This window comes from Nocardia sp. CA-135398 (genome assembly GCF_050955845.1).
Lineage (GTDB): Bacteria > Actinomycetota > Actinomycetes > Mycobacteriales > Mycobacteriaceae > Nocardia.
This window is the reverse complement of record NZ_CP192084.1, coordinates 4,740,099-4,765,591: the sequence shown is the minus strand read 5'-3', so window position 1 is coordinate 4,765,591 and position 25,493 is coordinate 4,740,099. Positions and strand designations below refer to the sequence as shown.

The window sequence follows — 25,493 nt, the reverse complement described above, 5'->3', positions numbered from 1 at the left end:
TCCTTGCGAAGATCGTGTGATTCACACCATACCGGAATCAATGGTTTCCGTAAACGGTTGTTTCCTGATTTTCCTGCGGCATACTGAGCCTGTGACACGGGCAGTGACCGGGATCTACCGCGGCGCCTCGGCCGAGCAGCGGCGCGAGGAACGCCGCCGTCGCCTGATGGATGCTGCCCTCGACATCATCGGCACCCAGGGCTGGGCGACCACCACGGTGCGCGGAGTCTGCGAACAGGCCAAGGTCGGACCGCGTTTCTTCTACGAGAGCTTCCCGGACCTCGACGCGCTGGCCGCCGCCGTGCACGACGAGATCATCGACACCGCCATCCGCAGCTCCCTCGACGCACTCGCCGCGGCGCCGGAGGGGATTCCGGCCAAAACACGCGCGGCGGTCACCGCCATCCTCACCTCCGTCATCGACGACCCGCGCCGCGCCCGCATCGCCTTCGCCGAAGCCCACGGCAGCGAAACCCTGATGCGCCGCCGCGCCGCCGCCATGCGCACCATCGCCGACGTCGTCGCCGATCAGGAACGTGCCCTACTCGCCCCACCACCGGGCAGCGACACCCTGGTGCGCGCGGTCTCGCTGATGATCACCGGCGGCGCCGCCGAACTGATCCTGGCCTGGCTCGACGGTGGCATCGACGTCACCCGCGACGAACTCATCGACCTCTGCGTCGAATTCGTGCTCACCTTCGCCGACAACCTCGCCACCATGGCCGCCCGCCTCCCACCCGCACCGAACCGCTGAACCCGACCTGCACACGGCGAGGCGGAAGTCCTCGGAGAGGTGTTGTGGCAGTGGGGGTTACAGCGGGAAGGTCAGGCGGTGGGGGTTGACGTAGTCGACCGGGTCGTGGAGGGAGCGCAGCTTCGGTCGGTGGTCGGTGGGGATGCGGGCCAGTTCGCCGCGCAGTGGGGTGTCGTAGGCGGCGGCCGAGGCGGTCAGGCCGGGTAGCCAGTTGTCGTGGTGGGTGGGAACGAACAGTTCGGGGCGGATGGCCTCGATGTAGCGGCGGGGATCGCGCAGACCGTTTCTGATCTGGTTGAAGCCCTGTACCGCGCCGACCTGGAGGTCGGTGGATGGGAGGTCGGCCAAGACGTCGAAGACCTGCGGGGCTTTCTCCGTGAGCGGACCGGAGGAATCGTGCCAGACCAGCGCGAATCCGGGAACACGGAATTGGTAGAGCAAGGTGCCGCCCTCCGGATCGCGCAGGCGTGACGCACTCTGCAGGACACCGGCCAGCGTGGGTGGATGCCGCACCAGAGCGCGTAGATCCGGTAGCGGAAAGAACGGCGCGGATCCGCCGGGCCGCTCGGGAGCCGTGGGCGCGGAGTGCACATGACGGACCGCGGTGACCTGCACCGGTCCCACGGTGAACTCGTGGAGCTCCCCCGGCAGCGATGCCGCGTCCCCGAGCGCGACCGTCCGGAAAGTCGGATCCGCCACTTGCGCACGGATATTCACGCCGTGATCGGCGGTCCCGTACACGACTGCCCCCGACGCCTCGGCGATCCGACCCGCATCCGCGGCATGATCGAAATGCCCGTGCCCGATGAAGATCGCCTCCGGCGCCAGATCCGCCAGATCCTGCGCCGTCGCGGGCACATAACCGGTGCTGGTCAGCCGCGGCACCCACGCATCCAGCAGAAACACCGACCCTGCCATGGCGAACGCATAGGTCGTGCACCCCACCCACGACAAAACCACCCGATCCGCGCGCACCGCACCCGTATCCGGATCGACGACGTCGGCCCCGAAGAACCGGACCCGCGCCGCCACCGTCCGCGGATCCGTCTGCGCTGCCGAGGCTTGTAACCGCCCCGCTGCCCCCGCGCCGATCACATCACCGAGCGCGGACCACCGTCCCACCAAGCCCCGTGAATGAACACCGCACACCCGTGTACAACACCACGGATCAACTCCCCGAACAACCCGCCCCGCGAACCCGACACCACCATCGAGTCGACATCCCCACCACACAAGCCCTTCGCCACATACCCACCGGATCGCAGATGTGCGGTAATGGAGCGCAGTGCGGACGAGCCGGAGCCGAGCCGGTTCTCGGGTCGCGATCAGTCCACATCCCGACCGGTGGATTACAGCCGTACGCCCAGCAGGCCGTCCACCGCGGTTGCGATCAACGCAGGGGCGTCGTGGTCCTGGCCTCCGTAGTTCAGGGCCTGATTGGCCCAGTTATCTATGGCGGCAAGGGCTTTCGGGGTGTCGAGGTCGTCGGCGAGATGTTGGCGCAGGCGGGCGACGGTGTCTTCGGCCGCGGGGCCGGAGGTGAGCGCGGTGGCTCGGCGCCACAGGTCCAGACGGGCGGCGGCGTCGGTGAGGACGGCGTCGGTCCACATGCGGTCCTGACGGTAGTGACCGGCGAGCAGACCGAGGCGGATGGCGGCGGGGTCGACGCCCGCCGCGCGCAGCTTGGAGACGAGCACCAAGTTGCCGCGCGATTTGGACATTTTCTCCCCGTCCAACCCGATGAGACCGGCGTGCACATAGTGCCGGGCGAAGCGGCGGCCCGCGATCAACGCCTCGGCGTGCGCGGCGGAGTATTCGTGGTGCGGGTAGATCAGGTCGCTGCCGCCGCCCTGGATATCGAATTCGGGACCGACACGGTTGAGCGCGATCGCCGCACACTCGATATGCCAGCCGGGTCGCCCAGCACCGAACGGCGCCGCCCACGACGGCTCGTCGGGACGCGCGGCGCGCCACAGCAGCGCGTCGATGGTGTCGCGCTTACCGCGCCGGGCCGGGTCGCCGCCACGCTCGGCGAACAGGCGCTCCATGGTTGCGCGGTCGTAGCCGGATTCGTAACCGAACTGTTCGGTGGCATCGGCGCGGAAGTAGATGTCGGGATATTCGGCATCGTCGACGGTGTATGCCGCGCCGGAGGCCAGCAGCTTCTGCACGAACTCGACGACCTCGTCGACCGATTCCACCGCGCCGATATAGTCGCGCGGCGGCACGATGCGCAGGGCCGACATGTCCTCGCGGAACAGGTTGATCTCGCGGGTGCCGAGATCGCGCCAGTCCATGCCGTCGCGCGCGGCGCGCTCGAACAGCGGGTCGTCGACGTCGGTGACGTTCTGCACGTAGTGCACGGTGTGGCCCGCGTCGCGCCACAACCGATTGACCAGGTCGAAGGTCAGGTAGGTGGCGGCATGCCCGAGATGAGTGGCGTCATAGGGGGTGATCCCGCAGACGTACATGGTGGCCGTAGGGCCCGGGGTCACCGGGCGAACCTGCCGGTCGGCGGTGTCGTACAACCGCAACGGTGGCCCTGCTCCGGGAATTGTCGGTAGGGCGGTATCGGACCAGGACTGCATGATTCGAGGGTAGAGGTGTGGTTGCGGCCATTGCGTCGCACCCTGCTCCCAACGATAGGTCGGATGGTGACCACCCCGGAGCTGACCTGCCCCGATGTCGTAAAAGTTGGATGTCAATGTTTGCCGTCCGGCGGATCGAATTGCCGCGAGTGGCGCAGGTCACTGCCGCCGGGTTTGCTGTGAGCACCGTGCGCGGCGAATCCGGCCGCGGCCGAGCGCGATCGCGCTAGGTTGGACCGGTGACTGTTCTCGGTGCGGTGTCGATGCCCCAGGTTTCCCCGGAACGCTTGCTCGCGGTGGCGGCCGCGGCAGAGGATAGCGGTCTCGAAGAACTGTGGTTGTGGGAGGACTGCTTCTGGGCCGGTGGGATCGCCACCGCCGCAACGGTGTTGGCGCGGACCGAGCGGCTGCGGGTCGGGATCGGGGTGATGCCGGTGCCGCTGCGGAATGTGGCGCTCACGGCGATGGAGGTGGCGGCGTTGTTGCGGCTGCATCCGGGGCGGGTGACTCCGGGTTTCGGGCACGGTGTGCAGGACTGGATGGGACAGATCGGTGCACGGGTCGAATCGCCGATGACGCTGCTGCGTGAACAGTTGACTGCGCTGCGCGCACTGCTGAACGGTGAGAAGGTCAGTGCCGCAGGACGATACGTGCGTCTGGACAATGTCGCCCTGGACTGGCCGCCCAGCACGCCCCCGCCGATCACCGCAGCCGCGACCGGCCCGCAGACACTGCGGCTGTCCGGCGAACTCGCCGACGCCACCATCCTCACCTCGCGAACCACCCCGGACGGCGTCCGTGCGGCCCGTGCCCGCATCGAGGAAGGCCGCGCGAAAGCCGCACGCACCGAACCACATCGGATCATCGTCAACCTGCTCACCGCCACCGGCCCGGACGCGGCCGAACGTCTGACGGCGGCCCAGCAGCGCAACTCCGGCGAGCACCCGCCCGAGGCAGGCGTCGCGGGCGACGCACCCGCCATCGCGGCAGCCGTCCGCCGCTACACCGAGGCAGGCGCCGACACCGTCGTCCTCGAACCCACCGACGACGATCCCGACCTGATCGAATTCGTCCGCTTCGCCGGGACCGAGGTCCGCCCGCTACTGAGCTGAGCGCGGTATGAGCGGGGGCCGGTAGTCGACCGGGACAGTGCACGCACCGCGGCATTCGATGCAACTCGGCAACGTCCGCTATCGCGGCAACGACCGACTCAGAACGCGGGCCACGGAATCGGCCGCGAGGTCCGCGGCAGCGGCATCACCGGATTGTCCAGCAACTCCTGCGTGCGGTCGCCGAGCGCCTCGATCTCGATATCGGTGAGATGCGGTGCGAGATCATCGGCGATCGCGCCGGGCAGCTCCTTGGCGAAGGCGGCGATATCGGCCATCAACCCGTCGCAAATGGGTTTACCCGCCCATCCCCACAGCACGGTGCGCAACTTGTGCTCACTGTGCAAGCAGATGCCGTGGTCGACGCCGTAGACCTGCCCGTCGACACCCTCCAATGCGTGCCCGCCTTTGCGGTCGGCATTGTTGAGCAGCACATCGAGCACCGCCATCCGCTGCAGCCGCGGATCGTCGGCATGGATCAGCGACACCTCGTTCCCCGCCGGATCCTGGGCGCGCAACACCTCGCAGAACCCGTCGGGCACCGCACCCAACGGCACCAGATCCACCAGATCCAGCCGGTTGCCCTGATCGGTGTGGTTGTCCACCGACTCCACCCATCGCTGCACCATGCCCGGCCCATAGGGGCCATCGCGCAGAATCGTCTCCGGAATCACGCCCCAGCCGAGCGCATCCGACACCCGATACGAGGCCACCTCACGCCCGGCCAGGGTGCCGTCCGGGAAATCCCACAGCGGCCGCTCCCCGCGCACCGGTTTGTAGACCACGCGAATGCCGTCGGAGCCGTCCACATCGCAGACGAGGGTCACATTGCTCGCGGTCGTCACCCGCCCGATCACCGTCAATTCCGCGGTGTGCCACCGAGGCTCGGCCACGGACTACTCCTCCAGCTCGGCCGCGCCGAAAATATCCCCGCGCTTGTATCCGTTGGTTCGCACACACATGTGCCCGCGTGAGGAGAGCGGTTCCCCGCACAGCGGACACGGCGGCCGACCCGCCGCGATCACCCGAGTGGAGCGCAACGCGAACTCCCGCGCCTGGATCGGGGTCAGGAACACCCGCACCGCATCGGGACCCTCCTCGGTGTCATCGAGCACCACCGACTCGTCGACCTCGGTTTCGGTGATCGCCAGCAGCTCCACCACCACCGCACCGGCGTCGGCGTCCCAGCCCAGGCCCATGGTGCCGACCCGGAACTCGGCGTCGATCGGGGTCACCAGCGGGTCGCTGTCGGAGATGTCCTCGGCCTGCGGCGGCACCTCGGCGCCGAAGCGGCGCGCGACCTCGTCCAGCAGCAGACCCATCCGGTCGGCGAGCACCTTCACCTGCTGCTTCTCCAGTAACACGCTGACCACCCGTGGTTCCTGCACCGCCTGCAGGTAGAACGAGCGATCGCCCGGCTCACCGACGGTCCCGGCGACAAAACGATCGGGGGTGCGAAATACGTGGATTGCGCGAGACATCTGCACCTCCTGATACGTGACCCTGATCGACTACCCACGGCGCTGGACTCCGCAACACGCCACCTACTCGTTTACAAGGAATCTCAAAGCTCCGCATTCCCATTATCCGCACTCGGGGTACCACCGAGCTCGCCACCGGGAACCGGACCGGCGTCGGGTTCGGCGGGAGTCCCGGAATCGGAGGCGGGCCGTTGCGGTTTGCTTGCCAGGCCGGACAGATCCGACCCCGTGTCATTGAGCCGGACCACATACGGCGCGGTAGGGGTGTAGCGCACGATGCTGATCGAGGCGGGTTCCACCACGATGCGCTGGAAACCGTCGAGGTGCAGCCCGAGCGCGTCGGCGAGCACGGATTTGATCACGTCACCGTGCGTGCACGCCACCCACAACACGTCGTGACCGGCCTTTTCGGCGAATCGTCTGTCGTGCTCGCGCACCGCGGCCACCGCGCGGATCTGCACCTGTGCCAGACCTTCGCCGCTGGGGAACACCGCGCCCGATGCGTGCCGCTGCACCACTTTCCACAGCGGTTCGGCCAGCAGATCCGCGATCGCCTTGCCCGTCCAGTCGCCGTAGTCGACCTCGATCAACCGATCGTCGTATTCCGGTTCCAGACCGAGCTTTTCCGCAAGCGGGGCGACCGTTCGCTGACAGCGCAGCAGCGGTGAATGCACGATGTGCTCGATCGGTAGCTCGGCGAGCCGTTCGGCGACAGTGCGGGCCTGGGTGTCGCCGTACTCGGTCAGATCGACCCCCGCACTGCGCCCGGCGAGGGTGCGGGCGGTGTTGGAGGTCGAAACACCGTGCCGCAGCAGGATCACCGTCATGGCACCAGCCTAACGATCATGTCGCCGAAACCACTCCGCTCGCGAGCAGGCCCATGACCGTCAGCCCGAGCACGATTCGGTAGCCGACGAACCAGTCCAGTGAATGTTTACCGACGAACTTCAACAGCCACGCCACCGAGGCATACCCGACCACGAACGCCAGAATCGTCGCGACCAGCAATTGCGGACCGCTGGCATTGAGACCCTCGCCCGCCGGTTCGAACGCATCCGGCAGGCTGAACAGGCCCGACGCGGTCACCGCGGGAATGGCGAGCAGGAACGAGAACCGCACGGCAGCTTCGCGCTCGAGCCCGAGGAACAGCCCCGCCGTCGCGGTCGCGCCGGAACGCGACACACCCGGGACCAAGGCCAGACATTGCGCGAAGCCCATGATCAAACCGTCGCGGGTGCTCAGCTGCTCGATCGGGCGGATCTTGCGCCCGTAGTACTCACCGGCCGCGATGACCAGCGCGAACGCGATCAGCATGAAAGACACCAGCCACAGATTGCGGGCACCGGTGCGGATCTGATCCTTGAACAGGAATCCGAGCACACCGATCGGGATGGTCGCGATGATCACATACCAGCCGATGCGGTAGTCGAGGTCACGCTGGGCCCGCTCGTCCAGCACGCGCTTGGTATCGGCGGTGATGACCGGAAGTCGCGTGGTGGGCTGGTCGTGCAGCGGCAGCTGCGGCTGGCCACGTTCGGTCAGCCGATCACGCAGGCCAGCGAACCACGCGACGATGATGCGCCCGATGTCCTTGGCGAAGAACACCAGCACCGCCGCCTCGGTGCCCAGCTGGGTGACCGCGGTGAACGAGGCGCCCGCGTCATCGCCGAAGAACACCGAGGACACGATGCGAAGATGCGCCGAAGAGGAGATCGGCAGAAACTCCGTGAGACCCTGCACCAGACCAAGTACCAAGGCCTGTACCCAGGTCATCGACTCGCCGACCACGAACCAGCCTCCACTTCCGCCCGAAATATCCGTTCCTACTGGGCAATTGGTCCGGTGATCGATCCCATCACTGTGACCACCGCCGCAATCACGCAGCGACAGTACAGTGTCGAGACGGCGGCGGCATGCCCGGCTCGACCGTGCGACCCACGGTGCTGGTGGGCGTCGAGTTGCGTATCCACACTCTAGGCTTGGCGCCGTGACGATTGCGCGGGCACGGTGATGGAACAGCGGACGGTCGGCCGCAGCGGCCTACGGGTGTCCCGGATAGGACTTGCGACCCATACCTGGGGTGCGCATACCGATACCGACGATGCGGCGGTGCAGCTGGTGGCCTTCGCCGAGGCGGGCGGCACACTGGTCGACACCTCCCCGGCCTACTCCGGCGGTGCGGCACAACGAATCCTGGCCGAACTGCTCGGCGATCTGGTCTCCCGCGACGATCTGGTGCTCAGCGGCTGCGCGGGTGTCGCACCGCGGATCGCGCCGGCACCCGTCGGACCGAATGTGCCCGAGCCGGAGCCGGTGCGTCCGGCCGTGGACACGTCCCGTCGCGCGCTGCTGCGCCAGCTCGATCGGACGCTGCTCGAACTGGGCACCGACTTTCTCGATATCTGGCATGTCGCGGCCTGGGATCCGGCGACCCCGCTCGACGAGGTTGCCGCCACCCTCGAATTCGCCGTGCGCTCCGGGCGGGTCCGCTATGCGGGTGCGCGCGGGTTCAATGCCTGGCAGGTCGCCAGCCTCGCCGCGGTCGCGCCCGTCACCGTCGCGCAGACCCCGTACTCGCTGCTGACCCGCGACACCGAAACCGATTTCATTCCGGCCGCCCAACATCACGGTGTCGGCTTGATCGCCACCGCGCCGCTGGCCGGGGGGATTCTCACCGGCAAGTATCGCGATGGGGTGCCCGCCGATTCGCGCGGTGCGGACGAGGCGACCGCCGCCGAGATCCGGCACCGGCTCGACGACCACGCGACCCGGGTGGTCGAGGCGTTGGTAACCGCCGCCGACGGATTGGCCACCTCACCGTTGGCCGTCGCCCTGGCCTGGATCCGGGACCGTCCCGGCATCGCGAGCATGATCGTGGGCGCACGCGATATCGGGCAGCTCACCGGGGTGCTGGCCGCCGAGACATTGGAACTGCCGCGCGCCATCGCGGCCGCGCTCGACGATGTCAGCGCACGCGCGGCGGGGTGAGTCTGTGAGGGAGGCTAGCCTTACCTGCATGAGGTTTCTCGACCGTGTCCGATCCGGCGGGGTGCGTTCCCTCCTGGCCCTGCTGGTACTGATCCTGCTGGTCGGTTCGGCCTGCGGCACCGGCAGCGATGCCACGAGCGGCGGCGGGCGCGGGCCGGTCACCGCGAAACTGGAAAACCTCGATCCGGTGCCGATCGGGCCCGAACCCACACCCACGCTGCCCGTGACCGTCCGATCCTTCGACGGCGCCGAAGTCACCATCACCGATGCCAGCCGCATCATCGCCGCCGACCGCTTCGGCACCCTCGCGCAGACGGTCTGGGCGTTGGGTATGGGCGCACAACTGGTCGGACGCAGCACCGCGGCCGGGTTTCCCGCGGTGGCGAATCTGCCGATCGTGACCGGTGGCAGCGGTTCGTTGAACGTGGAATCCGTTCTGGCGCTGCGTCCTTCGGTATTCCTCACCGACAGCACCAGCGCCGCACCGCAGGTGCGTGAGCAGTTGCGCGCGGCCGGGGTGACGGTCGTCTACTTCGATCCGCAGCGCACCATGGACGGAGTGGTACCGCAGATCGAGGCGGTCGCCGCCGCGCTCGGCGTGCCCGAGCGCGGCCGGGCCCTGGCCCAGCGCACCCGCGACGAAATCGCCGCCGCCAGCGCCGCGGTGCCCAAACAGGACAAAGCCCTCACCATCGCCTTCCTCTACCTGCGCAGCACCGCCATCACCATGCTCGCCGGACCCGGCTCCGGCGCCGACGCCCTCATCGCCGCACTCGGCGCGCGCGACGCGGGCAGCGCGGCCGGATTGACCGAGCCGTTCGTCGCGATCACCAGTGAGGCGATGATCGCGGCCGCACCAGATGTGCTGCTCGTGATGTCGGACGGGCTGAAGTCGGTCGGCGGCGTCGACGGGCTGGAAAAGGTGCCCGGCATCGCACAGACACCCGCCGGGCGCAACAAGCGCGTGGTCGACATGGCCGACTCGGTGGTGTTGAGCTTCGGCCCGAACACCGGCCGGGTGATCGCCGCGCTCAGCGCGGCCGTGTATGGCACCGAGCCCGAATGAGCGGCGGATCACGGTGCCCGGCGAATCGCGGCGATCGGGCAGTGCTCGGGAAGGTCGGCGTGCAGGAGGTACTTCGCGGATGTGCAGCCGGGCATCGGAGCGCTTCCGTAAGCGAGCGAACCACGAGTGCATTTCGTGAACAGCGCAGCCGAGCGTCGGGGACTGCGAGCGTGCACGAAATGACCACGGGGACAACCGACTCGGCGACGCAGAACACTCCGCATCCGATTACGCCGAAGTCGCGGGTGCGCCCGGCCATCGCGATCGTCTTGGCTGTGGCGGGGGCGGCGATCGGGCAGGTGTCGGCGTGAACGAAAGGGCTACCGGGACGACCCCGACCGAGTCGGCGACACCGGAAAGTCGGCATTCGGTCGCGCAGAACTCGCGCGCGTGGGTGGCGGACCGCGATCGTGCTCGGGGTCGCGGTGGCGGCGCTGGTGATGGCAGCGATCGCGCAGGTGTCGCTTTGAGCGAATGGGCAACTGGGACGACCCCGACCGATTCGGCGATGTCGCACAGTCCGCATCCCGTTGCGCTGAAGTCGCGCGGGCGGTTGCGGACCACGATCGTATTCGCCGTGGCGGCGACGATCGGGCGGGTGCGGGCGTGAGCAAAAACGCTACTGGTACGACCGCAACGGACTCGGCGATGCCGCACAATCCGCATCCGGCCGTGCTGAAGTCGCGGAAGCGGTCGCGGACCACGATCGTGTTCGGCGTGGCGGTGGCGGCGCTGGTGGTGTTGGCGTTGGCGTCGGCGGCGATCGGGCAGGTACCGACGACGCCTGCCGAAGTGGCGGGCAGTGTGTTGCATCGGATCGGGTTGGACTGGGGCCCGATGCCCGCACACCCGGCGGGTGAGGTGACGTTGTGGGAGGTGCGGTTCCCTCGGGTGGTGCTCGCGATCCTGGTCGGCGCGGCATTGGCGACAGCCGGTGCGTTGTTGCAGGGAGTGTTCGCGAATCCGCTCGCCGAACCCGGTGTGATCGGAGTGTCGGCGGGGGCGGCGGTCGGTGCGGGCACGGTGATCGTGGTGGGTGGTGCGTTCGTAGCGGCGTGGTCGGTGGCGGCGGCCGCATTCGTGGCGGGACTGCTGACGACATTGCTGGTGTATCTGCTGTCGCGATCGAATGGGCGCACCGAGGTGGTCACGCTGGTGCTCACCGGGGTCGCGATCAATGCCTTCGCGGGTGGGTTGATCGCGTTCCTGCTGTTCATCGCGACCCCCGCCGCGCGCGATCAGATCGTGTTCTGGCAGTTGGGCAGTCTCAACGGAGCCACCTGGGATGCGGTGCACGTCGTCGCTCCGCTGGCCGCTGTCGGCATTTTCGCCGCCGTGCTCATCGCGCCCCGGCTGGACCTGCTCGCCCTCGGTGAATCCGCCGCGCGACATCTGGGTGTCGACGTGGAGCGCTTGCGCCGCAACGTCATCGTGGTGGTCGCCGTCCTCGCCACCGCGGGTGTGGCCTTTACCGGCATCGTGCTGTTCGTCGGGTTGATCGTGCCGCATGTGGTCCGCATGCTCGTCGGCCCCGCCCACCGCGTCCTGATCCCGTTGAGCGCCATCGTCGGCGCGGTCGTGCTCCTCGCCGCCGACGTGGCCGCCCGCTCCCTGGTCCACAATGCCGACCTGCCTCTCGGCATGCTCACCTCCCTCATCGGCGGCCCCTTCTTCTTCTGGCTCCTGCGCCGCACGCGTGCTCGCGCGGGAGGTTGGGGATGAGTCACGAAATCGCCTGGTACGCAGCCGATCCACGCACATTCCGCAGGCGGCGTAGTTGGTCCCGGAACACTCTTCGGGATCCGCGCTCGTTATGCGCACCAACAACAGATGCGAACCCGCAGAAGGTGCTCGCCACTTTTGGCGGCGTAGGCGCCAAACGGTGCCACCGAGCCGACGGAAGTCCTCATGTGCGGATGCCGAACCCAGCGGCGCTGCGAGGCAGCATCCTCGGCGAAGGGGCGTGCGGGATCGTTGGCGATGGCTGGGCATACATGCCGGAGCCAGTTGGCGGGGCGGAGGTGTGAGCGGGTGCTGGAGGGATTGAGTTCGGTGTTCGCGCGGACGCACGAGTTGCCGGTGCCGCCGAAGCGGGGTGCGGTGACGCTTCGAGCCAGCGGAGTGAGCATCGACCGGCGTGGCGCTTCGGGGGCACATACGCGCCGGGTTCTCGAAGCCGTCGACTTCGACGTGGTCGCCGGCGAGATCGTGGCGTTGGTGGGGCCGAACGGGGCCGGCAAGTCGACATTGCTTGCGGCGCTCGCTGGTGAGTTGGAGCCGAGCGAGGGCACCATCGAACTCGATGGTCGGACGCTGGGGCACTGGTCGCATTTGGATATGGCGCGGCGCCGGGCGGTATTGCCGCAGAGCCACATGGTCGGATTCCCGTTCACCGCTCGCGAGGTGGTCGCCATGGGGCGCGCCCCATGGGTGCGCACGGAGCGGCGGGACCTCGATGACGAGCGGATCGCCGCCGCCATGACCGCCGCCGACGTGGAACACCTTGCCGCCCGGCCATTTCCGACGCTCTCCGGCGGTGAACGCGCCCGTGTCGCACTGGCTCGTGTGCTCGCCCAGGACACCGGAACCCTGCTGCTGGACGAACCCACCGCCGCCCTTGATCTCGGCCACCAAGAAGCGGTGCTGCGCCTGGCCACCGCTCGCGCCGCCGCGGGCGCCGCCGTTGTCGTCGTCCTGCACGACCTCGGTATCGCCGCCGCCTACGCCGACCGGGTCGCCGTCCTGGAATCCGGCCGCATCGCCGCCGACGGCCCACCCCGCGAAGTCCTCACCACCGAACTGCTCACCCGCGTCTACCAACACCCTGTCGAAGTCCTCGATCACCCGATAACCGGCGCCCAACTGGTCCTGCCCGTTCGTCGCTGACCTATCGCCGCACGAGATTCGGAACAGGCGCCGCCGTACCCGCACGACTGACAGTGCACCGCGTCCCTGCCACCGGATCGAAGTCCGCGACCATCGGTAAACCCGGCACCGCCGAGGGGTTCTTCGGTGTGAGGAACGGCATCGAGCCCTCCATCGCGCGTGCCGAGGCCTACGCCGACCTCTTCTGGATGGAGACGGCGTGCCGGACCTCGAGGTCGCCCGCAGGTTCCAAGCCGTCCGCGGCGAGTTCCGGACATGGGACCCGACATCTCAGCCCTGATGCCACAGCAACCGCAGCGCGCCGTTGATCGCCCACAGCGCGAAGAACACGATCCCGGCCACTGCCGTGCAGGCAAGTCCGATCAGCACCGCAGCGCCGCCGAACCAGGTGATTTCCAACAGAGCCCGCCAGGGTCCGGTGAGTGGGTATCGCGCGTTCTTGCCGCCGCCCGCGGCGAACAGTGCCCACACCACGATGAATACCGCGGGTGCGCCGATTCCGGCGATGACGCGCACGATGAGATTCTGAGCACAGTCATCGTCGATCCTCTCACCGGCTCCCAGCGCGGCCCACTCAACGCCAGATCAGCTTCAACACCGCGGGCGTCAACAGCATGCGGACTACGGACGCGTCCAAGACCAGCGCCGCGATCATGCCGTAGGCGATGTACTTCATCAACACCAGATCGGAGAACCCGAACGCGCCGGTCACCACGATGAGAATGGCTGCGGCAGAAGTGATTACGCCGCCGGTGTGGGCGATGCCGTATCGGATGGCTTCCGGCGGCGCCGCGCCGTCGGCGCGCGCTTCGGCCATCCGCGACAGCAGGAACACCTCGTAGTCGGTGGACAGCCCGAATACCACCGTCACGATGAGCGCCAGCACCGCGAACATCAGCGGTCCCGGCGTGAAGTCGAAGATCCCGGCCCCGTGCCCCTCGACGAACACCCAGGTGAGCACACCCAGTGTGGAGGCCAGACTCAGCGCGCTCATCAAAACAGCCTTGAGCGCCAACACGATCGAACGGAATGCCAGATACAGCATCACCAACGCCGCGGCCGCCAGGAGTCCGACCAGCAACGGCAGTCGCACGAGCAACCCGTTGATGCTGTCGCGCTCGAGCGCGGGCACCCCGGTCACCATGATGTCCACCCCGGCAGGTTCCGGAATCGCCCGCAACGCATCGATCACCGCGTCCGCATTGCCCTTATCGATGAGACCGGCATTGAGCACATTGATCCCGTCCTTCGTCGGCGCACCGGGTTCGAAACGCCCGGTCAGACCGGGAATCCGGCTTGCCTCATAGCGAATATCGCTGAGCTGCTGCGGATTCGCGCCCACTACGACGAGTTTGATCGGCTCGGTGCGAAAACTCGGGAACAACGTGTCGAACCGCTCCTGCGCGACCCGCGCCGGATTGTCCTCGGACAGATACCGCTCACTGATCCCGCCGAACTCGATATTGCGGATCGGGATGATCAACGCGAGCAGTCCGAGCACGATCGGCACCACCACCGCCCACGGTCGCCGCATCGCCCGCCTCGCCAGCCGCGAGAAGAATCCGGCGTCGATCTGCGCCTCGGTTTTGGTGTGCGAGAACCGATGCCAACCCCACAGGTCGATTCGCCGCCCGACAATGCTGAGCACCGCGGGCAGCGCCGTCACCGACAGCAACGCGGCGAGCAGCACCGAACTGATGCCGCCATAGGGCACCGACCGCAGCACCCCGTTCGGGAAGATGAACAACGCCGCCAGACTGATCGCGATGATCGCGGCCGAGAACAACACGGTGCGCCCGGCCGTGGCGACGGTGCGCGCCGTCGCGTCCTCCACACTGTGCCCGGCGGCCAACTCCTCGCGGAACCGGGTCACGGTGAACAGTCCGTAGTCGATCGCCAACCCCAGACTCACCAACGTGACCACCGCACTGGCGAAGACGTTCACATCGATGTGATCGGTGAGCATCCGGATGGTGCCCTGGGTGCCGAGCACCGTCATCCCGCCGATCAGCACCGGCAGCAACGCCCCGACCACCCCGCCGAAAACGAAATACAGCAGGATCGCCACGATCGGCAGCGCGATGATCTCGGCCCGGCGAATATCGTCCTGCATGCCCTGATTGATGCCCTCGACAATCGGCTGCAGCCCGGCCAACTGCACCGTGGTGCCGCCGGGCCCGGCGCCCGCGCGCCCGGCGCCCAGCTCCCCCTTGATCGCGGTGTAGTTCTCGACCGTCGCGGTGCCCTCCCCGCGCAATCCGACGCTGGCGAAGGCATGGGTGTGCGAGACATCGGTGGCCTGCGCGGCGAAGGGGCTGTCCCAGTAGCTGTCGATCTTCAGGACCCGGTCGGGGTGCCGGGCCAGCAGTTGCTTCAGCGAATTCGTCACTGCCGCACGCACGGTCGGATCGTCGACGGTCATCCCATCGGGGGCGGTGTAGAGCAGGATGATGTCGCTGTCGGTGTCGCGGCCGAAGGTGGCATCGGCGATCTCGGCGGCGGCCACCGATTCACTGCTCTCGTCGAACCAGCCCTCCTGAGTCAACCGGCCCGCCAGATCCCGGCCGTACCAGCCCGAGAGCAGCACCGCGACAATGGCGATGCCCAGCACCAGATAGCGGTGGCGGTGGATGAGACGACCCCACCGCAGCGAACCGGATTCGATCATCTAGCCGCAGGCCGCGGTGCGGTAATCGGCCGAGCGCAGAATGCCGCACAGGTCGGTGCGCGAGATCTTCCACTTGCCGTCGAGCAACACGAAATGCACGACTGTGGTGCGGATCGCGGTGCCGGTGCCGTCCTTGTCCAGCCGCATGGTCGCGGTCAGCGTGCCGTCGCGGTTGTCGAAGACCGGATCGGTGACGCCGTAGATGGCGCGTGGATTGTCCTGCAGCGCCTTGTACATATCCGGGATGGCGTCGCGGAAGGCTTCACCGTCCTCGATGAGGTCGGTGCGTTCGGAGTCGGGCAGCGCCGGGTCCAGGGCGCGTTTGATCTGCGCGTCCAATTCGGCGGCGGTCGGCAGTGGTCGGTGCGCGGCGCTCGAGGAGGTAGCGATCGAGGACGACAGCGAGGCATTGGCGGAGGAGCGCGCGGCATCGACCGAGGCCTCGTCCGGTCCCGTGCTGCACGCCGCGGCCACCGCGACGAGAGTGGCCCCGGTCAGCGCGGAACGGATGAATCGTGTGGTTGGCATCGCCATCTACATACCATCAATGACTGAACTGATGCGGCCGAGCAGTGCCCGCACGGTTGTCATGTCACGATCCGGGGCCCTCTCGACCGGTATCGCATCCGGGATCATGTCGCGCACCAGCGCCACGACGCTGCGTTCGTCGTCGAGGTCGATATCGGTGGCGCGGGCCTGTGCGACGGCGACCACGTCCTCCGGTCCCGGCACATCGTTGTCGAGGTCGGCGCGGTAGATCTCCAGCTCCACCGTGGAGCGCACCGTGCGGAAGGCGTAGGGCCTGCCATCGGCCGTGGTGCCGAATCCGTGAGCAAACGGACCAACGGTTATGTCATCGATGGCAAATCCCGATGGATGGTCGGCTTTCAACCGGATCTCCCTGAATTGGTCATTGTTTCAAGACCACGGTAACCCCGATCACCGACATTCTCCGCCAGCGACTACCCCGGTACGCCGGTGAGGTGCGCCATCATGGTCAGATGGTGCGGTAGCCGATGATTTGTCGTAGTAAGGAGTTCGGTGGATGCGCCCAAATGGTTCGCTGCCCGCGGCGCTCGCGGGTGTGGCGGTGCTGGCGCTGCTGGCCGGATGCTCCTCCGACTCCGATAGCGACAAGCTGCAGACTCGCCCCGCCGCCACCGCCGCGGTCGCACCCGAGCGGAGCGTGCAACCCACCGGGGACGTGTGGCGACTCGACAACCCGGTCGGCGGACTGTTCGCCGAGGCGGGCACCGGACAGCTGGTCGCGCTCGAATCGAGCCGCGACACGAGCACGATGTTGTTCGTCATCGACCCCGCGACGTTCACCCGCGTCGGTCCCAACGGCGTGCCGGACCCGCAGATGCGCACCCTGCTGCTGCCCGCCCACGGTGTCGGCTTGGCGCAGGGCAAGCCGGGGGAACTGCTGATTCCCGGTGACCACCGGATCATGCGCGTCGACATCACCTCCGACGTCGTCACCGAGGTGCCCGTCGACGGCGATGCCAGATCTGTGCGCTTGCGAGACGACGGCACCTTGTTCGTCGGCACCGCGGACGGCAAGGTGCGCGAACTCTCCCCCGACGGCACGGTCGCCGAAACCATCTCCGGGCTCGCCTCCGCCGACGCACTCGCCCTCACCGGCGACCATGTCTCGGTCCTGGACCGCCGCCAGACCTCGCTCACCCAGCTGGACCTCGGCAAAGACCGTCTCGGCCTGGCACTGCGCGCGGGTGACGGCGCGACCAACCTGATCACCGACCCGTTCGGCCGAATCACCGTGACCGACACCGCAGGTGACGAACTGCTGGTCTACACTGCCGGACCGCTCGTGCTGCGGCAGCGATTCCCGGTAGGATCGTCGCCTTACGCGCTTGCCTACGATCAGCGGTCCGACACCGTGTGGGTGACGTGTACGCAGAGTAACGAAGTCGTCGGATTCGACCTGTCGACGGGTATACCGAAAGAGGTGGGCCGTTATCCGACGGTTCGCCAGCCGAACTCGGTGACCATCGACGAGCACACCGGTGACCTGTTCGTCGGTTCCGCGACCGGAGACGGTCTGCAACGGATCCGCGCGGACCAGCGGAAGAAAGGGCAGTGATGGCGCCACAATCACGCGCAGCGCTACCGGCGAGCTGGGAAACCACCAGTGACGATTATGAATACGTGCCGCTGCGGCTCCCACCGGAGGTGACCCGGGTGACGGCGTCGATGCGGCTGGCCATCCAAGCCGAATTCGGCGGCTGGGAACTGTCGCGGGTACGCGCCTACACCGACGGCAGCAGGCGGGTGCTGCTGCGGCGCCGAAAAACCGCACTACTACCCCAGCCCGAACCGGGAATGTGAGGCCATGTATTCACTGCTGCTGCGCCTGATGTTCCTGCTGCCGCCCGAGCGCATCCACCATCTGGCGTTCACGGCCATGCGGCTGGCCGCCCGGTTCGCGCCGTCGCGCTGGGCGATGACCAAGGTGCTGACCACCGACGATCCGATCCTGCACAACCACGCCTTCGGCATCGACTTCCCCGCGCCGCTCGGGCTGGCCGCCGGATTCGACAAGAACGCCGACGGTGTAAACGCCTGGGCGCCACTGGGATTCGGATTCGCCGAGATCGGCACCGTCACCGCGCAGGCTCAGCCGGGCAATCCCGCGCCGCGGCTGTTCCGGCTACCCGCCGACCGCGGCCTGATCAACCGGATGGGCTTCAACAACAACGGCGCCGCCGCGGCGGCCGAGCATCTGCGCAATCGCCGCGGCGGGGTTCCGATCGGCGCGAATATCGGTAAAACGAAAATCGTCGAACCCGTCGACGCCGCGGCCGACTACGCGGTGAGCGCATCCCTGCTCGGCCCACTGGCCGACTTCGTCGTCGTCAATGTCAGCTCCCCCAACACCCCTGGTCTGCGGGATCTGCAGGCCGTCGAATCCCTGCGCCCGGTCCTGCAGGCTGTCCTGAACAGCGTCGAGGTCCCGGTGCTGGTGAAAATCGCCCCCGATCTGTCCGACGACGACGTCGACGCGGTCGCCGATCTCGCGGTCGAACTCGGCCTGGCCGGGATCGTCGCCACCAACACCACCATCCGCCGCGACAGCCTGCGCACCGATGCCGCCGAGGTCGCGGCCATGGGCGCGGGCGGGCTGTCCGGGCCGCCCGTCGCCGAGCGCTCCCTGGAAGTGCTGCGTCGCCTCTACCGCCGCGTCGGCGACCGCCTGGTGCTGATCTCGGTCGGCGGCATCGAAACCGCCGACCAGGCCTGGGAGCGCATCCTGGCCGGGGCCACCCTGCTGCAGGGCTACACCGGTTTCATCTACGGCGGCCCGTTCTGGATGCGCCAGATCCACCGCGGGATCGCCCAGCGGCTGCGCGAGGCCGGTTACCACTCGATCGCCGAGGCGGTCGGCGCGGAGCACGTGGCACGTACCTGATCCCGACCGGTCGTTTCGTGCGGCCGATGCATTGTTGCGGGACATGCCATTTCGTGGGTGCGCGGCCTAAGCTGGTGTGCGGCAAGACATATCGAATGCAGCACCCAGAGGGGGCGGCGCATGGTCCCGCACGACCCGGGAACGGATGCCGAACCGGCCAACTCGCGTGTCCGTGGCGTCGTCACCGTCGTCGGGGGCGCGGTCAGCGATCACATCTACCGTGTCGATCAGGTTCCGTCCGCAGGGCCGGAGGCACACGGACGCTTCGAAGCCCATCCCGGTGGCAAGGGGCTGAACCGCGCCGTCGCCGCGGCGCGACTCGGCCTGCGCTCGCGACTGGTTTCAGCGGTGGGCGACGATGAGGCGGGCCGGCGGATTCTGGCCTATCTGCGTGCCGAGCGGGTGGATACCGAACACGTGCGCGTCGTGCCCGGCGTGCCGAGCGCGATAACCATGGTGGTGGTCAATCCGACGGGTGTGAGCACCACGATCGGTTGTCGGGAGGATGGCATCGTGCCCGATGTCGAGCACATCGGTGACGGGCTCGCCGCCGCGGATGTGGTGTTGCTGACGTTCGAACAGCCGAGCTGGGTGATCGATCGGGTACTGGCCGCCGTCGGGAGCCTGCGGCCCGCACCTGTGCTGATCGTGCACGCCGCACCGCCGATCGAGGCACCCCACGACCTGCACCGCAACCTCGACACGATCGATTATTTGATCGGGGCACCCTGGGAGCTCGGTGACCTGGCAGGCATGCGTGATGCGGATTTCGACACCTCGGTCGCGCCGTGGTTGCGCGAGCGCGGTGTGCGCAGTGTCTGCGCGGTCGAGCACCTCGCCTGCCGCGTCCGATCCGAAACGGCTAACCTCGACCTGTCCGCGAATCCAGCAGCGCGACAAGGAGATTCACCTGGTGGTGGTGCCGCGTTCGGCGCCGCGCTGGCGTATCGGCTGTTGGCGACCAAGCGCCGCGCGACTGGCCCGGACTACTACTGGGCAACCGCCGCGATGGCATCCACCTCGGTGGACGGGCCGGTACCGGACGGTATGCCGACCGCCGCCGCGATCGATGCGATCGTGGCTCGGCATCCCGCGCCGCGATGACATCGGCCGCCTCCCCTCCCGGCGGCCGATGCCGCGCGGTGCCGCACGCGCTATCGGAACACCCATGGTGTCCGGTCGGCGTGCGGCGACATCCGGGAGCGTCCGGCGGATTCACAATCCACCGGATCATCCTGAATCCCGTTGGGACGCTGGCGTAATCGAGCCAGTATCCGCTTCGACAGCAGGATCACCGCCTGCTCCCAGACGATCCCGACACGTCCGGCCAGGATGGCCGCGTCGGCGTGCGCATGCCGATCGTGCACGATATCCGGATCGCTGAGGATCTCGTCGAGTTCCATGCCCGCGAGCGCCTGTTCGCGGGTCAGCAGCCGATCCGGCAGCCAGCTCAGTCGCCAGACCGCGGCCCCCGACCCGATCTGGCGGTATGCCGACTCGGGGGTGATATCGCTGATCATGGTCCAGTCGGTGGTGTCGACGGTCACGGGTGCCTCCGGTGTAGCAATTCGAGCTGGTCATCGACCAGTGCGTTACGTAGATGGTCACGAATGCCTCCGGTCGAGCATTCGTTGGTGCAGTGTGTGCAGTGCCTGCTGCACGGTGATGCCGAGTTGATCGGCCAATGCCCGCGCGTGCGCGTCGTGCTCCGATGCCGGGTCCGGGTGGCTCAGAATCTCCTGCAATCGCATTCCGGCCCAGGCCTGTTCGCGGGTCAGCTGGTCGGGTAGCCAGCTCAATCGCCAAGCCGGTTCCTCGCGGCCTGCCCGCCACGCCCATTCGTCGGGGGTGACGCTGCTGGTCATCGACCGGCTGCATTCATAGATCGTCACGGCTGTCTCCAAGGGGGCCCGAGCTGTCGCCGACCGCATTTCGGGTGCACTGAGCCCCGGTCGACCACTGCGTGGCGGTCAGCCGGGGCTCGTCGCTGTCGGACGGCGCCGGCGACGAAGTCGGCTCGAGGGTGAAATGTCGTACCGGCGAACTGGATTCGTTCGCCTAGGCCGTGGCGAGTTCCGCAACGAGTTCGGTTTCGGTACCGGCCCTCGGCTCCCCGCGCCGCCGTGCGTGCCGTATCAGCAGAATCACTCTCATCACCAGGGCCCTCCCGAGTCATCTGGCGGACGACACTTGGTCGCCGTAACTCAGTGTGGCATTTGCCATTCACTACGGTCAATTGCCGTTGTAAGTTGGTAATTGCCGGTTCACTCGACGGCTAAACCCCGGGCGATTGGCATATCGTGAGAGTGGTACAGGGAACGATCGCAGCGTCATGGAGGACAGGCCCGCCTATGGTCCAGCAGGACTCGCGCACGGTTGCCATCCGTAACATCCTCACCAGGCTCAGCAAACGCTCGGGTCTGAGTGCGGATCGGTTGCGCACCACGGAAATCGACGTCGCTCCCCTGCTGGATCTGTCCGTTGTCAAGGAGCGAGCGGGCCGCGAGGGCATCTCGGTGGAGCAGGCGGTCCTGCTGGTAATTCGTGACCTCGCCCGGCAATTGGCGCCGACGCACCAGCTGATCGCCGACGCCGAGTTGTCGCTGGGGCTGCTGCGCGAAAAGCCGCCGCACGGAATCGATCTGGCACGTCTCTACGCGGCGGATCTCGGTGAGCGGCGTGAATATCTCACCGCCGCGTGGGAATTGTTGCATCGCACGGTCGGAGCAGACGACATCACCTCCCCGCCGAGCGTGCGCTCCCTGCGGGCGACGCCCGAGCGCCGGGCGTTCACCGCGTTGGCCGGACAGCTCGTGGCCGCGTCGACCTACGCGGGAAGATCCGGATACCGGTTCACCCCCGAGCCGAAAGTGCTTGTGACGCTGCCGGGTTCACAGCCGCAACGCGGCATCGTCACCGTCGTCGGCGACTCGGTGATCGATCACATATACCGCATCGGGCAGATTCCGGTGGCGGGCAAATCGACGCCGGGCGGATTCGAGATGCACGCGGGTGGCAAGGGGCTCAATCGTGCGGTGGCAGCGGCACGGTTGGGACTTCAGGTGCGATTGATCTCCGCGGTCGGCGCCGACGATGCGGGCAGATACATCCGCAACTATCTGGAAACCGAGAACGTCGACACCCGTCTGGTCAAGGAGGTCCCCGGCGCGCAGACCCAAGTGACGGCGGTGATGATCACCAGTACCGGGACCTCGAGCTACATCAGCTGTAAGGATGAGCGGATCCGGCTGGGTACCCATGACCCCCGGGATCCGGAGGTGCGCGCCGCCCTCGCCGCCTCGGACGCGGTACTGCTGACCTTCGAGCAGCCGATCGATGTCGTCGAGCAGACCATCGCCGCCATCCGCGCCATGAACCCGCGTCCGCTGCTGCTGGTGAATGCCACTCCGGCCATCGAAAGCCCTCAGTACCTGTACGGCTACCTCGACACCGTGGACTATCTGGTCGGCACGACGGGGGAACTCGCCAAAATGCTGCCCGGGGAAGATATCGGCTCGGCCGAGAACATCGCACAACGGCTGCGCATGCTGGGGGTTCGGGCGGTATGTGTGATCGACGGCTTCCACTGCACGGTGCGATCCGATGCCGTCAACACCCGCATCGCCGACTTCCCCGTCGCGCTTGCCGACTCACCGGGTGCGGCGGCCGCATTCTCGGCCGCCCTGGCACGCAAACTCGTCGGCACGGTCGGACCCGTCGACCAACGGGTATTCCGTTGGGCCACTGCGGCAATGGTCGCCACTCAGTCGTTCGGCGATGTGCCGGACGCGATGCCGCGCGAGCGCGATATCGATCGGATCGTCCACATCGCCGCCGACGAGCCGACCACGGGCTGAGCGCCTAGGATGCGTCGAGGCCCCGCTGACGCGGCCCCTCGGTTGGTGTGTAGATTGGCTCGCACCCGTCACGGGCGGACGTTACGGCGATCTGCGAGGCCACATCACCTGCAAGTTCATCCCATGTATCGGAGGGCCAGCGTGACCGAAGCGGCGTCTAGCCTCGATGAGACCGGGCACCGCTTGACCCGCCGGGGTCGCGAACTACAGGTCGGCATCGTGCCGATACCGCACGGAGTCGATGGCGGGCATGCCCTCGTCTTCGGACAGGCGACACACGGGTCCCCCGTCATCAGCGATGGCTGTCTGGTTCGGATCCACTCCCGATGCCTCTATGGTGACGCACTGCGGTCCGACGACTGCGACTGCGGCCCCGAGCTCGACATGGCCATGGACATGATCCAGAACGAGGGCGCGGGCGTGCTGATCTATCTGGAACAGGAGGGCCGCGGCGCCGGGCTGATCAACAAGGCTCGCGGGCTACAGACCAGCGAACGCTTCGACCTCGACACCTTCGCCAGTTATGCGCGACTGGAGCTGAGCGCGGATTCGCGGTCCTACGAGTCGGCCGCCCAATGCTTGCGTGAGCTCGGACTCACATCGGTACGACTGCTGACGAACAACCCCGACAAGGTGGAACCGCTGGAGCGGGCCGGACTCACGGTGACCAGGGTGCCGCTGCACACCTGGCCGCGCAGTGAGCGAGCGCGAAAATATCTGCAGGCCAAACGACGTCATCGCGGACACCACATCCCGCGACTGCTGGCTGTTTCGCCGGTCGGGCAAGTCCACCGGGAGCGACGCGCCCGTATTCACCTGGCATCCGTGGCGATTCCGGTGATGGCGCTGCCCTCCGCTCTGCTCGGATACATAGGCGTCGCCACGATTTCGGCGGCCACGGGCTTGGTGGTGCTGGGTCTTTGCATGTGGCCCGACAGGCGTGGGGGGTACCGACCCGCTCGACGAGTCCGCCCCCCGGCGCGTCGGTCGATGGTCGATGTCGAGCAGCCGTCCTACCTGTATCCGAACCTGGGCGAGGTATCGGATGACATCTGCGCACCAGCAGAACCTCGCCCTCCGACACCTCGTCGGATCGGCCGCCGACGTGCTCGCGCGATGGCGCACGCCGGTGCGGACCACCTCGGTACGTAACTGCGAAAACGATACGGCTCCAAGGCTGCTCGCCCGAGCTCTCGGCAGCGGTGCGCATCGGCTCTCACACCGCGGACGATAGGCCGCCGCACGCCCAGGTCCAGCCTTCCCCGCAATCGGACAGCAATGCTGGTCGGATGATGCACGGACCGAAGTGCGTGGCTGGCTTTTCGCACAGCAGGGTTCGCCCATTCGGCTAGGCGCTCAGTCACATTCGCAAATTCTTCGCAGCTGTGATTCAGACCACGCGGCATGGATCTGGTGCGGCGCAGTATTATCCAGATCAGCTGGTCGATGATCTTTCCGCGGCACAACCGATATCGAATTTCCCATCGCGACCGGCCAGTGATTCCGTCTGCGAGTCAAGACATGTCGGACGTCCGGACGGGACGGACATCGGTAGCGCGAGCGCGCCGATGTCGCTCGATCGACCCCGCGCGGCGAAATCGGCGTGCGGAAGCTCCCGCGCAGATGGCGCCGCGATCGAGCAGGCACACCAGGCTACATATCCCGGTCGCGAAATCGGAGGTCACCGTGGCGGACAACTCGAGCGCTCTCGACGACACCGCCCATCGGTTCACCCGCAACGGGCGGGACCTGCAACTTCGTGTGACGGAGGTGTCCGGCGGTGCCGAGTACGGGTATGCGCTGCTGTATGGCGAGGTGAGCGACGGATGTCTGGTCCGAATTCACTCGCGGTGTCTGTACGGCGAATCGCTCGGCTCGCAGGATTGCGACTGTGGGCCCGAACTCGACCAGGCCTTGGACCGGATATGGGACGAGGGCGGCGGCGTACTCATCTATCTGGAGCAGGAAGGCCGGGGTAGCGGATTGATCGCGAAGGCGCTCGGCTATCGGCAGAGTGAACGCCGCGGAATCGATACCTTCGCAAGCTATGAGAGTCTCGGTCTGCCCGCGGACAGCCGCACCTACCTCGCTGCGGCCGAAAGCTTGCGGGATCTCGGCCTCACCACAGTGCGACTGCTCACCAACAATCCCGCGAAGGTCGACCAATTGCGTTCGACCGGCTTGGCGGTGACCCGGGTGCCGCTGCACACCGAACCGCTGAGCCGACGAGCCGCTGAATATCTGGAGGCGAAACGGCGCCGTCGCGGCCACATGATCCCGCCGTACGGCATGCGGTGCGAGCCGAGCGTCGCGCCCGTGCCTCAGCGACAGGGGCCCCTTCCGCGTATCTGGTCGCGGCTCGGACCCACACTGCGCACGCATCACGCGGTCCGGCGGGTGCGCGTCAAAGTGCGGCCGGACACGCTTCGCCGGATCTGGCTGCGGGGCGCGGATCTGCCGTGGAGGCCCGATAAGGGGTCCGATTCGTCCATATCGAAGTAACGCACACGATTACCCCGCGCTGGCTACCATGAGTGAGCCGCGCCACATGGTGTCATCCCACCGTGTGACACGATGAGATAGAGTCGCTTGCAATTTATCAAGAGCAGCGGGGTCTCGAACCGTGTGGAAACCATGCGGTCGCGCCGGGCGCGGTTCACGCCAGA

At 67.4% G+C, this 25,493-nt stretch carries 27 protein-coding genes and 1 pseudogene; 16 read left to right on the top strand and 12 right to left on the bottom strand.

Annotated elements, in window-relative coordinates:
• Window positions 1-91: 91 nt before the first annotated feature.
• The gene (locus tag ACQP1T_RS20990; RefSeq protein WP_433754747.1) at window positions 92-754 is read left to right on the top strand and encodes a TetR/AcrR family transcriptional regulator; all 663 of its coding nucleotides are present in this window, start codon (window positions 92-94) and stop codon (window positions 752-754) included.
• Window positions 755-811: 57 nt separating this feature from the next.
• Here the strand turns inward: ACQP1T_RS20990 and ACQP1T_RS20985 are convergent, their stop codons facing one another.
• Both ACQP1T_RS20985 and mshC read right to left on the bottom strand, forming a co-directional pair.
• Window positions 812-1,876: an MBL fold metallo-hydrolase gene (locus ACQP1T_RS20985; RefSeq protein WP_433754746.1), complete on the bottom strand. Its 1,065-nt coding sequence runs from the start codon at window positions 1,874-1,876 to the stop codon at window positions 812-814.
• 227 nt (window positions 1,877-2,103) lie between these two features.
• A complete protein-coding gene (mshC, locus tag ACQP1T_RS20980) occupies window positions 2,104-3,342 on the bottom strand; it encodes a cysteine--1-D-myo-inosityl 2-amino-2-deoxy-alpha-D-glucopyranoside ligase (RefSeq protein ID WP_433754745.1) in 1,239 nt (412 codons plus the stop codon).
• Window positions 3,343-3,581: 239 nt separating this feature from the next.
• Here mshC and ACQP1T_RS20975 point away from each other — a divergent pair, with 239 nt between their 5' ends.
• Window positions 3,582-4,454 carry an LLM class flavin-dependent oxidoreductase gene (locus ACQP1T_RS20975; RefSeq protein WP_433754744.1) on the top strand — a complete coding sequence of 291 codons (873 nt, stop codon included), beginning with the start codon at window positions 3,582-3,584 and terminating at the stop codon, window positions 4,452-4,454.
• 98 nt (window positions 4,455-4,552) lie between these two features.
• Here ACQP1T_RS20975 and ACQP1T_RS20970 read toward each other — a convergent pair whose 3' ends face one another.
• From ACQP1T_RS20970 to ACQP1T_RS20955, 4 genes are all read right to left on the bottom strand, one after another.
• On the bottom strand, window positions 4,553-5,344 hold the full coding sequence (locus tag ACQP1T_RS20970) for an SCO1664 family protein (protein WP_433754743.1): 792 nt from the start codon (window positions 5,342-5,344) through the stop codon (window positions 4,553-4,555).
• A gap of 3 nt (window positions 5,345-5,347) precedes the next feature.
• Complete coding sequence (locus ACQP1T_RS20965; RefSeq protein ID WP_420773553.1) at window positions 5,348-5,932, bottom strand: DUF3090 domain-containing protein; 585 nt, start codon at window positions 5,930-5,932, stop codon at window positions 5,348-5,350.
• Window positions 5,933-6,015: 83 nt separating this feature from the next.
• The gene (locus tag ACQP1T_RS20960) at window positions 6,016-6,759 is read right to left on the bottom strand and encodes a histidine phosphatase family protein (protein ID WP_433754742.1); all 744 of its coding nucleotides are present in this window, start codon (window positions 6,757-6,759) and stop codon (window positions 6,016-6,018) included.
• Between the two features lie 16 nt (window positions 6,760-6,775).
• Entirely contained in the window at window positions 6,776-7,705 is a 930-nt protein-coding gene (locus tag ACQP1T_RS20955) for an undecaprenyl-diphosphate phosphatase (RefSeq protein ID WP_433762287.1), read from the bottom strand.
• A gap of 237 nt (window positions 7,706-7,942) precedes the next feature.
• Between ACQP1T_RS20955 and ACQP1T_RS20950 the strand changes: the two genes are divergently transcribed.
• The 7 genes and pseudogenes from ACQP1T_RS20950 to ACQP1T_RS20920 all read left to right on the top strand — a co-directional run.
• Entirely contained in the window at window positions 7,943-8,920 is a 978-nt protein-coding gene (locus ACQP1T_RS20950; protein ID WP_433754741.1) for an aldo/keto reductase, read from the top strand.
• Between the two features lie 28 nt (window positions 8,921-8,948).
• On the top strand, window positions 8,949-9,986 hold the full coding sequence (locus tag ACQP1T_RS20945) for a heme/hemin ABC transporter substrate-binding protein (RefSeq protein WP_433754740.1): 1,038 nt from the start codon (window positions 8,949-8,951) through the stop codon (window positions 9,984-9,986).
• Between the two features lie 179 nt (window positions 9,987-10,165).
• On the top strand, window positions 10,166-10,297 hold the full coding sequence (locus ACQP1T_RS20940) for a hypothetical protein (RefSeq protein ID WP_433754739.1): 132 nt from the start codon (window positions 10,166-10,168) through the stop codon (window positions 10,295-10,297).
• Window positions 10,294-10,596, top strand: a complete 303-nt coding sequence (locus tag ACQP1T_RS20935) for a hypothetical protein (RefSeq protein WP_433754738.1) — start codon at window positions 10,294-10,296, stop codon at window positions 10,594-10,596. Before ACQP1T_RS20940 ends, ACQP1T_RS20935 begins: the two co-directional genes overlap by 4 nt.
• Before the next feature lie 38 nt (window positions 10,597-10,634).
• Window positions 10,635-11,708: a FecCD family ABC transporter permease gene (locus tag ACQP1T_RS20930; protein WP_433762285.1), complete on the top strand. Its 1,074-nt coding sequence runs from the start codon at window positions 10,635-10,637 to the stop codon at window positions 11,706-11,708.
• A 309-nt stretch (window positions 11,709-12,017) separates the two neighbouring features.
• Complete coding sequence (locus ACQP1T_RS20925; RefSeq protein ID WP_433754737.1) at window positions 12,018-12,872, top strand: heme ABC transporter ATP-binding protein; 855 nt, start codon at window positions 12,018-12,020, stop codon at window positions 12,870-12,872.
• Between the two features lie 107 nt (window positions 12,873-12,979).
• A pseudogene (locus ACQP1T_RS20920) lies at window positions 12,980-13,122 on the top strand (isocitrate lyase); the annotation flags it as partial.
• A 20-nt stretch (window positions 13,123-13,142) separates the two neighbouring features.
• Here ACQP1T_RS20920 and ACQP1T_RS20915 read toward each other — a convergent pair.
• Genes ACQP1T_RS20915 through ACQP1T_RS20900 form a run of 4 tightly spaced genes read right to left on the bottom strand, consistent with a single transcriptional unit; the run spans window position 13,143 to window position 16,431 of the window.
• Entirely contained in the window at window positions 13,143-13,391 is a 249-nt protein-coding gene (locus ACQP1T_RS20915) for a DUF2568 domain-containing protein (RefSeq protein WP_433762283.1), read from the bottom strand.
• A 55-nt stretch (window positions 13,392-13,446) separates the two neighbouring features.
• A complete protein-coding gene (locus ACQP1T_RS20910; RefSeq protein WP_433754736.1) occupies window positions 13,447-15,540 on the bottom strand; it encodes an MMPL family transporter in 2,094 nt (697 codons plus the stop codon).
• Entirely contained in the window at window positions 15,541-16,074 is a 534-nt protein-coding gene (locus tag ACQP1T_RS20905; RefSeq protein ID WP_433754735.1) for a hypothetical protein, read from the bottom strand. It abuts the gene before it with no gap.
• A complete protein-coding gene (locus ACQP1T_RS20900) occupies window positions 16,075-16,431 on the bottom strand; it encodes a hypothetical protein (protein ID WP_433754734.1) in 357 nt (118 codons plus the stop codon).
• A 154-nt stretch (window positions 16,432-16,585) separates the two neighbouring features.
• Between ACQP1T_RS20900 and ACQP1T_RS20895 the strand changes: the two genes are divergently transcribed.
• The 4 genes from ACQP1T_RS20895 to ACQP1T_RS20880 all read left to right on the top strand — a co-directional run bounded on the left by ACQP1T_RS20895 (window position 16,586) and on the right by ACQP1T_RS20880 (window position 20,074).
• Window positions 16,586-17,644: a hypothetical protein gene (locus ACQP1T_RS20895; RefSeq protein WP_433754733.1), complete on the top strand. Its 1,059-nt coding sequence runs from the start codon at window positions 16,586-16,588 to the stop codon at window positions 17,642-17,644.
• A complete protein-coding gene (locus ACQP1T_RS20890; RefSeq protein ID WP_040691094.1) occupies window positions 17,644-17,889 on the top strand; it encodes a DUF5703 family protein in 246 nt (81 codons plus the stop codon). The genes ACQP1T_RS20895 and ACQP1T_RS20890 overlap by 1 nt, the downstream gene beginning before the upstream one ends.
• Before the next feature lie 4 nt (window positions 17,890-17,893).
• The gene (locus ACQP1T_RS20885; protein ID WP_433754732.1) at window positions 17,894-18,970 is read left to right on the top strand and encodes a quinone-dependent dihydroorotate dehydrogenase; all 1,077 of its coding nucleotides are present in this window, start codon (window positions 17,894-17,896) and stop codon (window positions 18,968-18,970) included.
• A 120-nt stretch (window positions 18,971-19,090) separates the two neighbouring features.
• On the top strand, window positions 19,091-20,074 hold the full coding sequence (locus ACQP1T_RS20880) for a PfkB family carbohydrate kinase (RefSeq protein ID WP_433754731.1): 984 nt from the start codon (window positions 19,091-19,093) through the stop codon (window positions 20,072-20,074).
• A 50-nt stretch (window positions 20,075-20,124) separates the two neighbouring features.
• On the opposite strand, the gene ACQP1T_RS20875 is transcribed toward ACQP1T_RS20880, so the two are convergent.
• Window positions 20,125-20,517, bottom strand: coding sequence for a hypothetical protein (locus ACQP1T_RS20875; protein WP_433754730.1), 393 nt, complete (start codon window positions 20,515-20,517; stop codon window positions 20,125-20,127).
• A gap of 57 nt (window positions 20,518-20,574) precedes the next feature.
• Window positions 20,575-20,862 carry a hypothetical protein gene (locus ACQP1T_RS20870; protein ID WP_433754729.1) on the bottom strand — a complete coding sequence of 96 codons (288 nt, stop codon included), beginning with the start codon at window positions 20,860-20,862 and terminating at the stop codon, window positions 20,575-20,577.
• Between the two features lie 459 nt (window positions 20,863-21,321).
• Between ACQP1T_RS20870 and ACQP1T_RS20865 the strand changes: the two genes are divergently transcribed.
• From ACQP1T_RS20865 to ACQP1T_RS20855, 3 genes are all read left to right on the top strand, one after another.
• Window positions 21,322-22,827, top strand: coding sequence for a PfkB family carbohydrate kinase (locus tag ACQP1T_RS20865; RefSeq protein ID WP_433754728.1), 1,506 nt, complete (start codon window positions 21,322-21,324; stop codon window positions 22,825-22,827).
• Between the two features lie 141 nt (window positions 22,828-22,968).
• Window positions 22,969-23,979 (top strand): GTP cyclohydrolase II, encoded by a 1,011-nt coding sequence (locus ACQP1T_RS20860; RefSeq protein ID WP_433754727.1) that lies wholly within the window; start codon window positions 22,969-22,971, stop codon window positions 23,977-23,979.
• A gap of 534 nt (window positions 23,980-24,513) precedes the next feature.
• Entirely contained in the window at window positions 24,514-25,329 is an 816-nt protein-coding gene (locus tag ACQP1T_RS20855) for a GTP cyclohydrolase II (RefSeq protein WP_433754726.1), read from the top strand.
• Window positions 25,330-25,493 lie beyond the last annotated feature (164 nt).

Coding starts and splice junctions, on each gene's coding strand:
- ACQP1T_RS20930 (WP_433762285.1), top strand. CDS start 10,635: ATGCCGCACAATCCGCATCCGGCCGTGCTGAAGTCGCGGAAGCGGTCG.
- ACQP1T_RS20905 (WP_433754735.1), bottom strand. CDS start 16,074: ATGGCGATGCCAACCACACGATTCATCCGTTCCGCGCTGACCGGGGCC.
- ACQP1T_RS20960 (WP_433754742.1), bottom strand. CDS start 6,759: ATGACGGTGATCCTGCTGCGGCACGGTGTTTCGACCTCCAACACCGCC.
- ACQP1T_RS20885 (WP_433754732.1), top strand. CDS start 17,894: ATGTATTCACTGCTGCTGCGCCTGATGTTCCTGCTGCCGCCCGAGCGC.
- ACQP1T_RS20910 (WP_433754736.1), bottom strand. CDS start 15,540: ATGATCGAATCCGGTTCGCTGCGGTGGGGTCGTCTCATCCACCGCCAC.
- ACQP1T_RS20880 (WP_433754731.1), top strand. CDS start 19,091: ATGGTCCCGCACGACCCGGGAACGGATGCCGAACCGGCCAACTCGCGT.
- ACQP1T_RS20865 (WP_433754728.1), top strand. CDS start 21,322: ATGGTCCAGCAGGACTCGCGCACGGTTGCCATCCGTAACATCCTCACC.
- ACQP1T_RS20940 (WP_433754739.1), top strand. CDS start 10,166: ATGACCACGGGGACAACCGACTCGGCGACGCAGAACACTCCGCATCCG.
- ACQP1T_RS20945 (WP_433754740.1), top strand. CDS start 8,949: ATGAGGTTTCTCGACCGTGTCCGATCCGGCGGGGTGCGTTCCCTCCTG.
- ACQP1T_RS20895 (WP_433754733.1), top strand. CDS start 16,586: ATGCGCCCAAATGGTTCGCTGCCCGCGGCGCTCGCGGGTGTGGCGGTG.
- ACQP1T_RS20890 (WP_040691094.1), top strand. CDS start 17,644: ATGGCGCCACAATCACGCGCAGCGCTACCGGCGAGCTGGGAAACCACC.
- ACQP1T_RS20955 (WP_433762287.1), bottom strand. CDS start 7,705: ATGACCTGGGTACAGGCCTTGGTACTTGGTCTGGTGCAGGGTCTCACG.
- ACQP1T_RS20965 (WP_420773553.1), bottom strand. CDS start 5,932: ATGTCTCGCGCAATCCACGTATTTCGCACCCCCGATCGTTTTGTCGCC.
- mshC (WP_433754745.1), bottom strand. CDS start 3,342: ATGCAGTCCTGGTCCGATACCGCCCTACCGACAATTCCCGGAGCAGGG.
- ACQP1T_RS20950 (WP_433754741.1), top strand. CDS start 7,943: ATGGAACAGCGGACGGTCGGCCGCAGCGGCCTACGGGTGTCCCGGATA.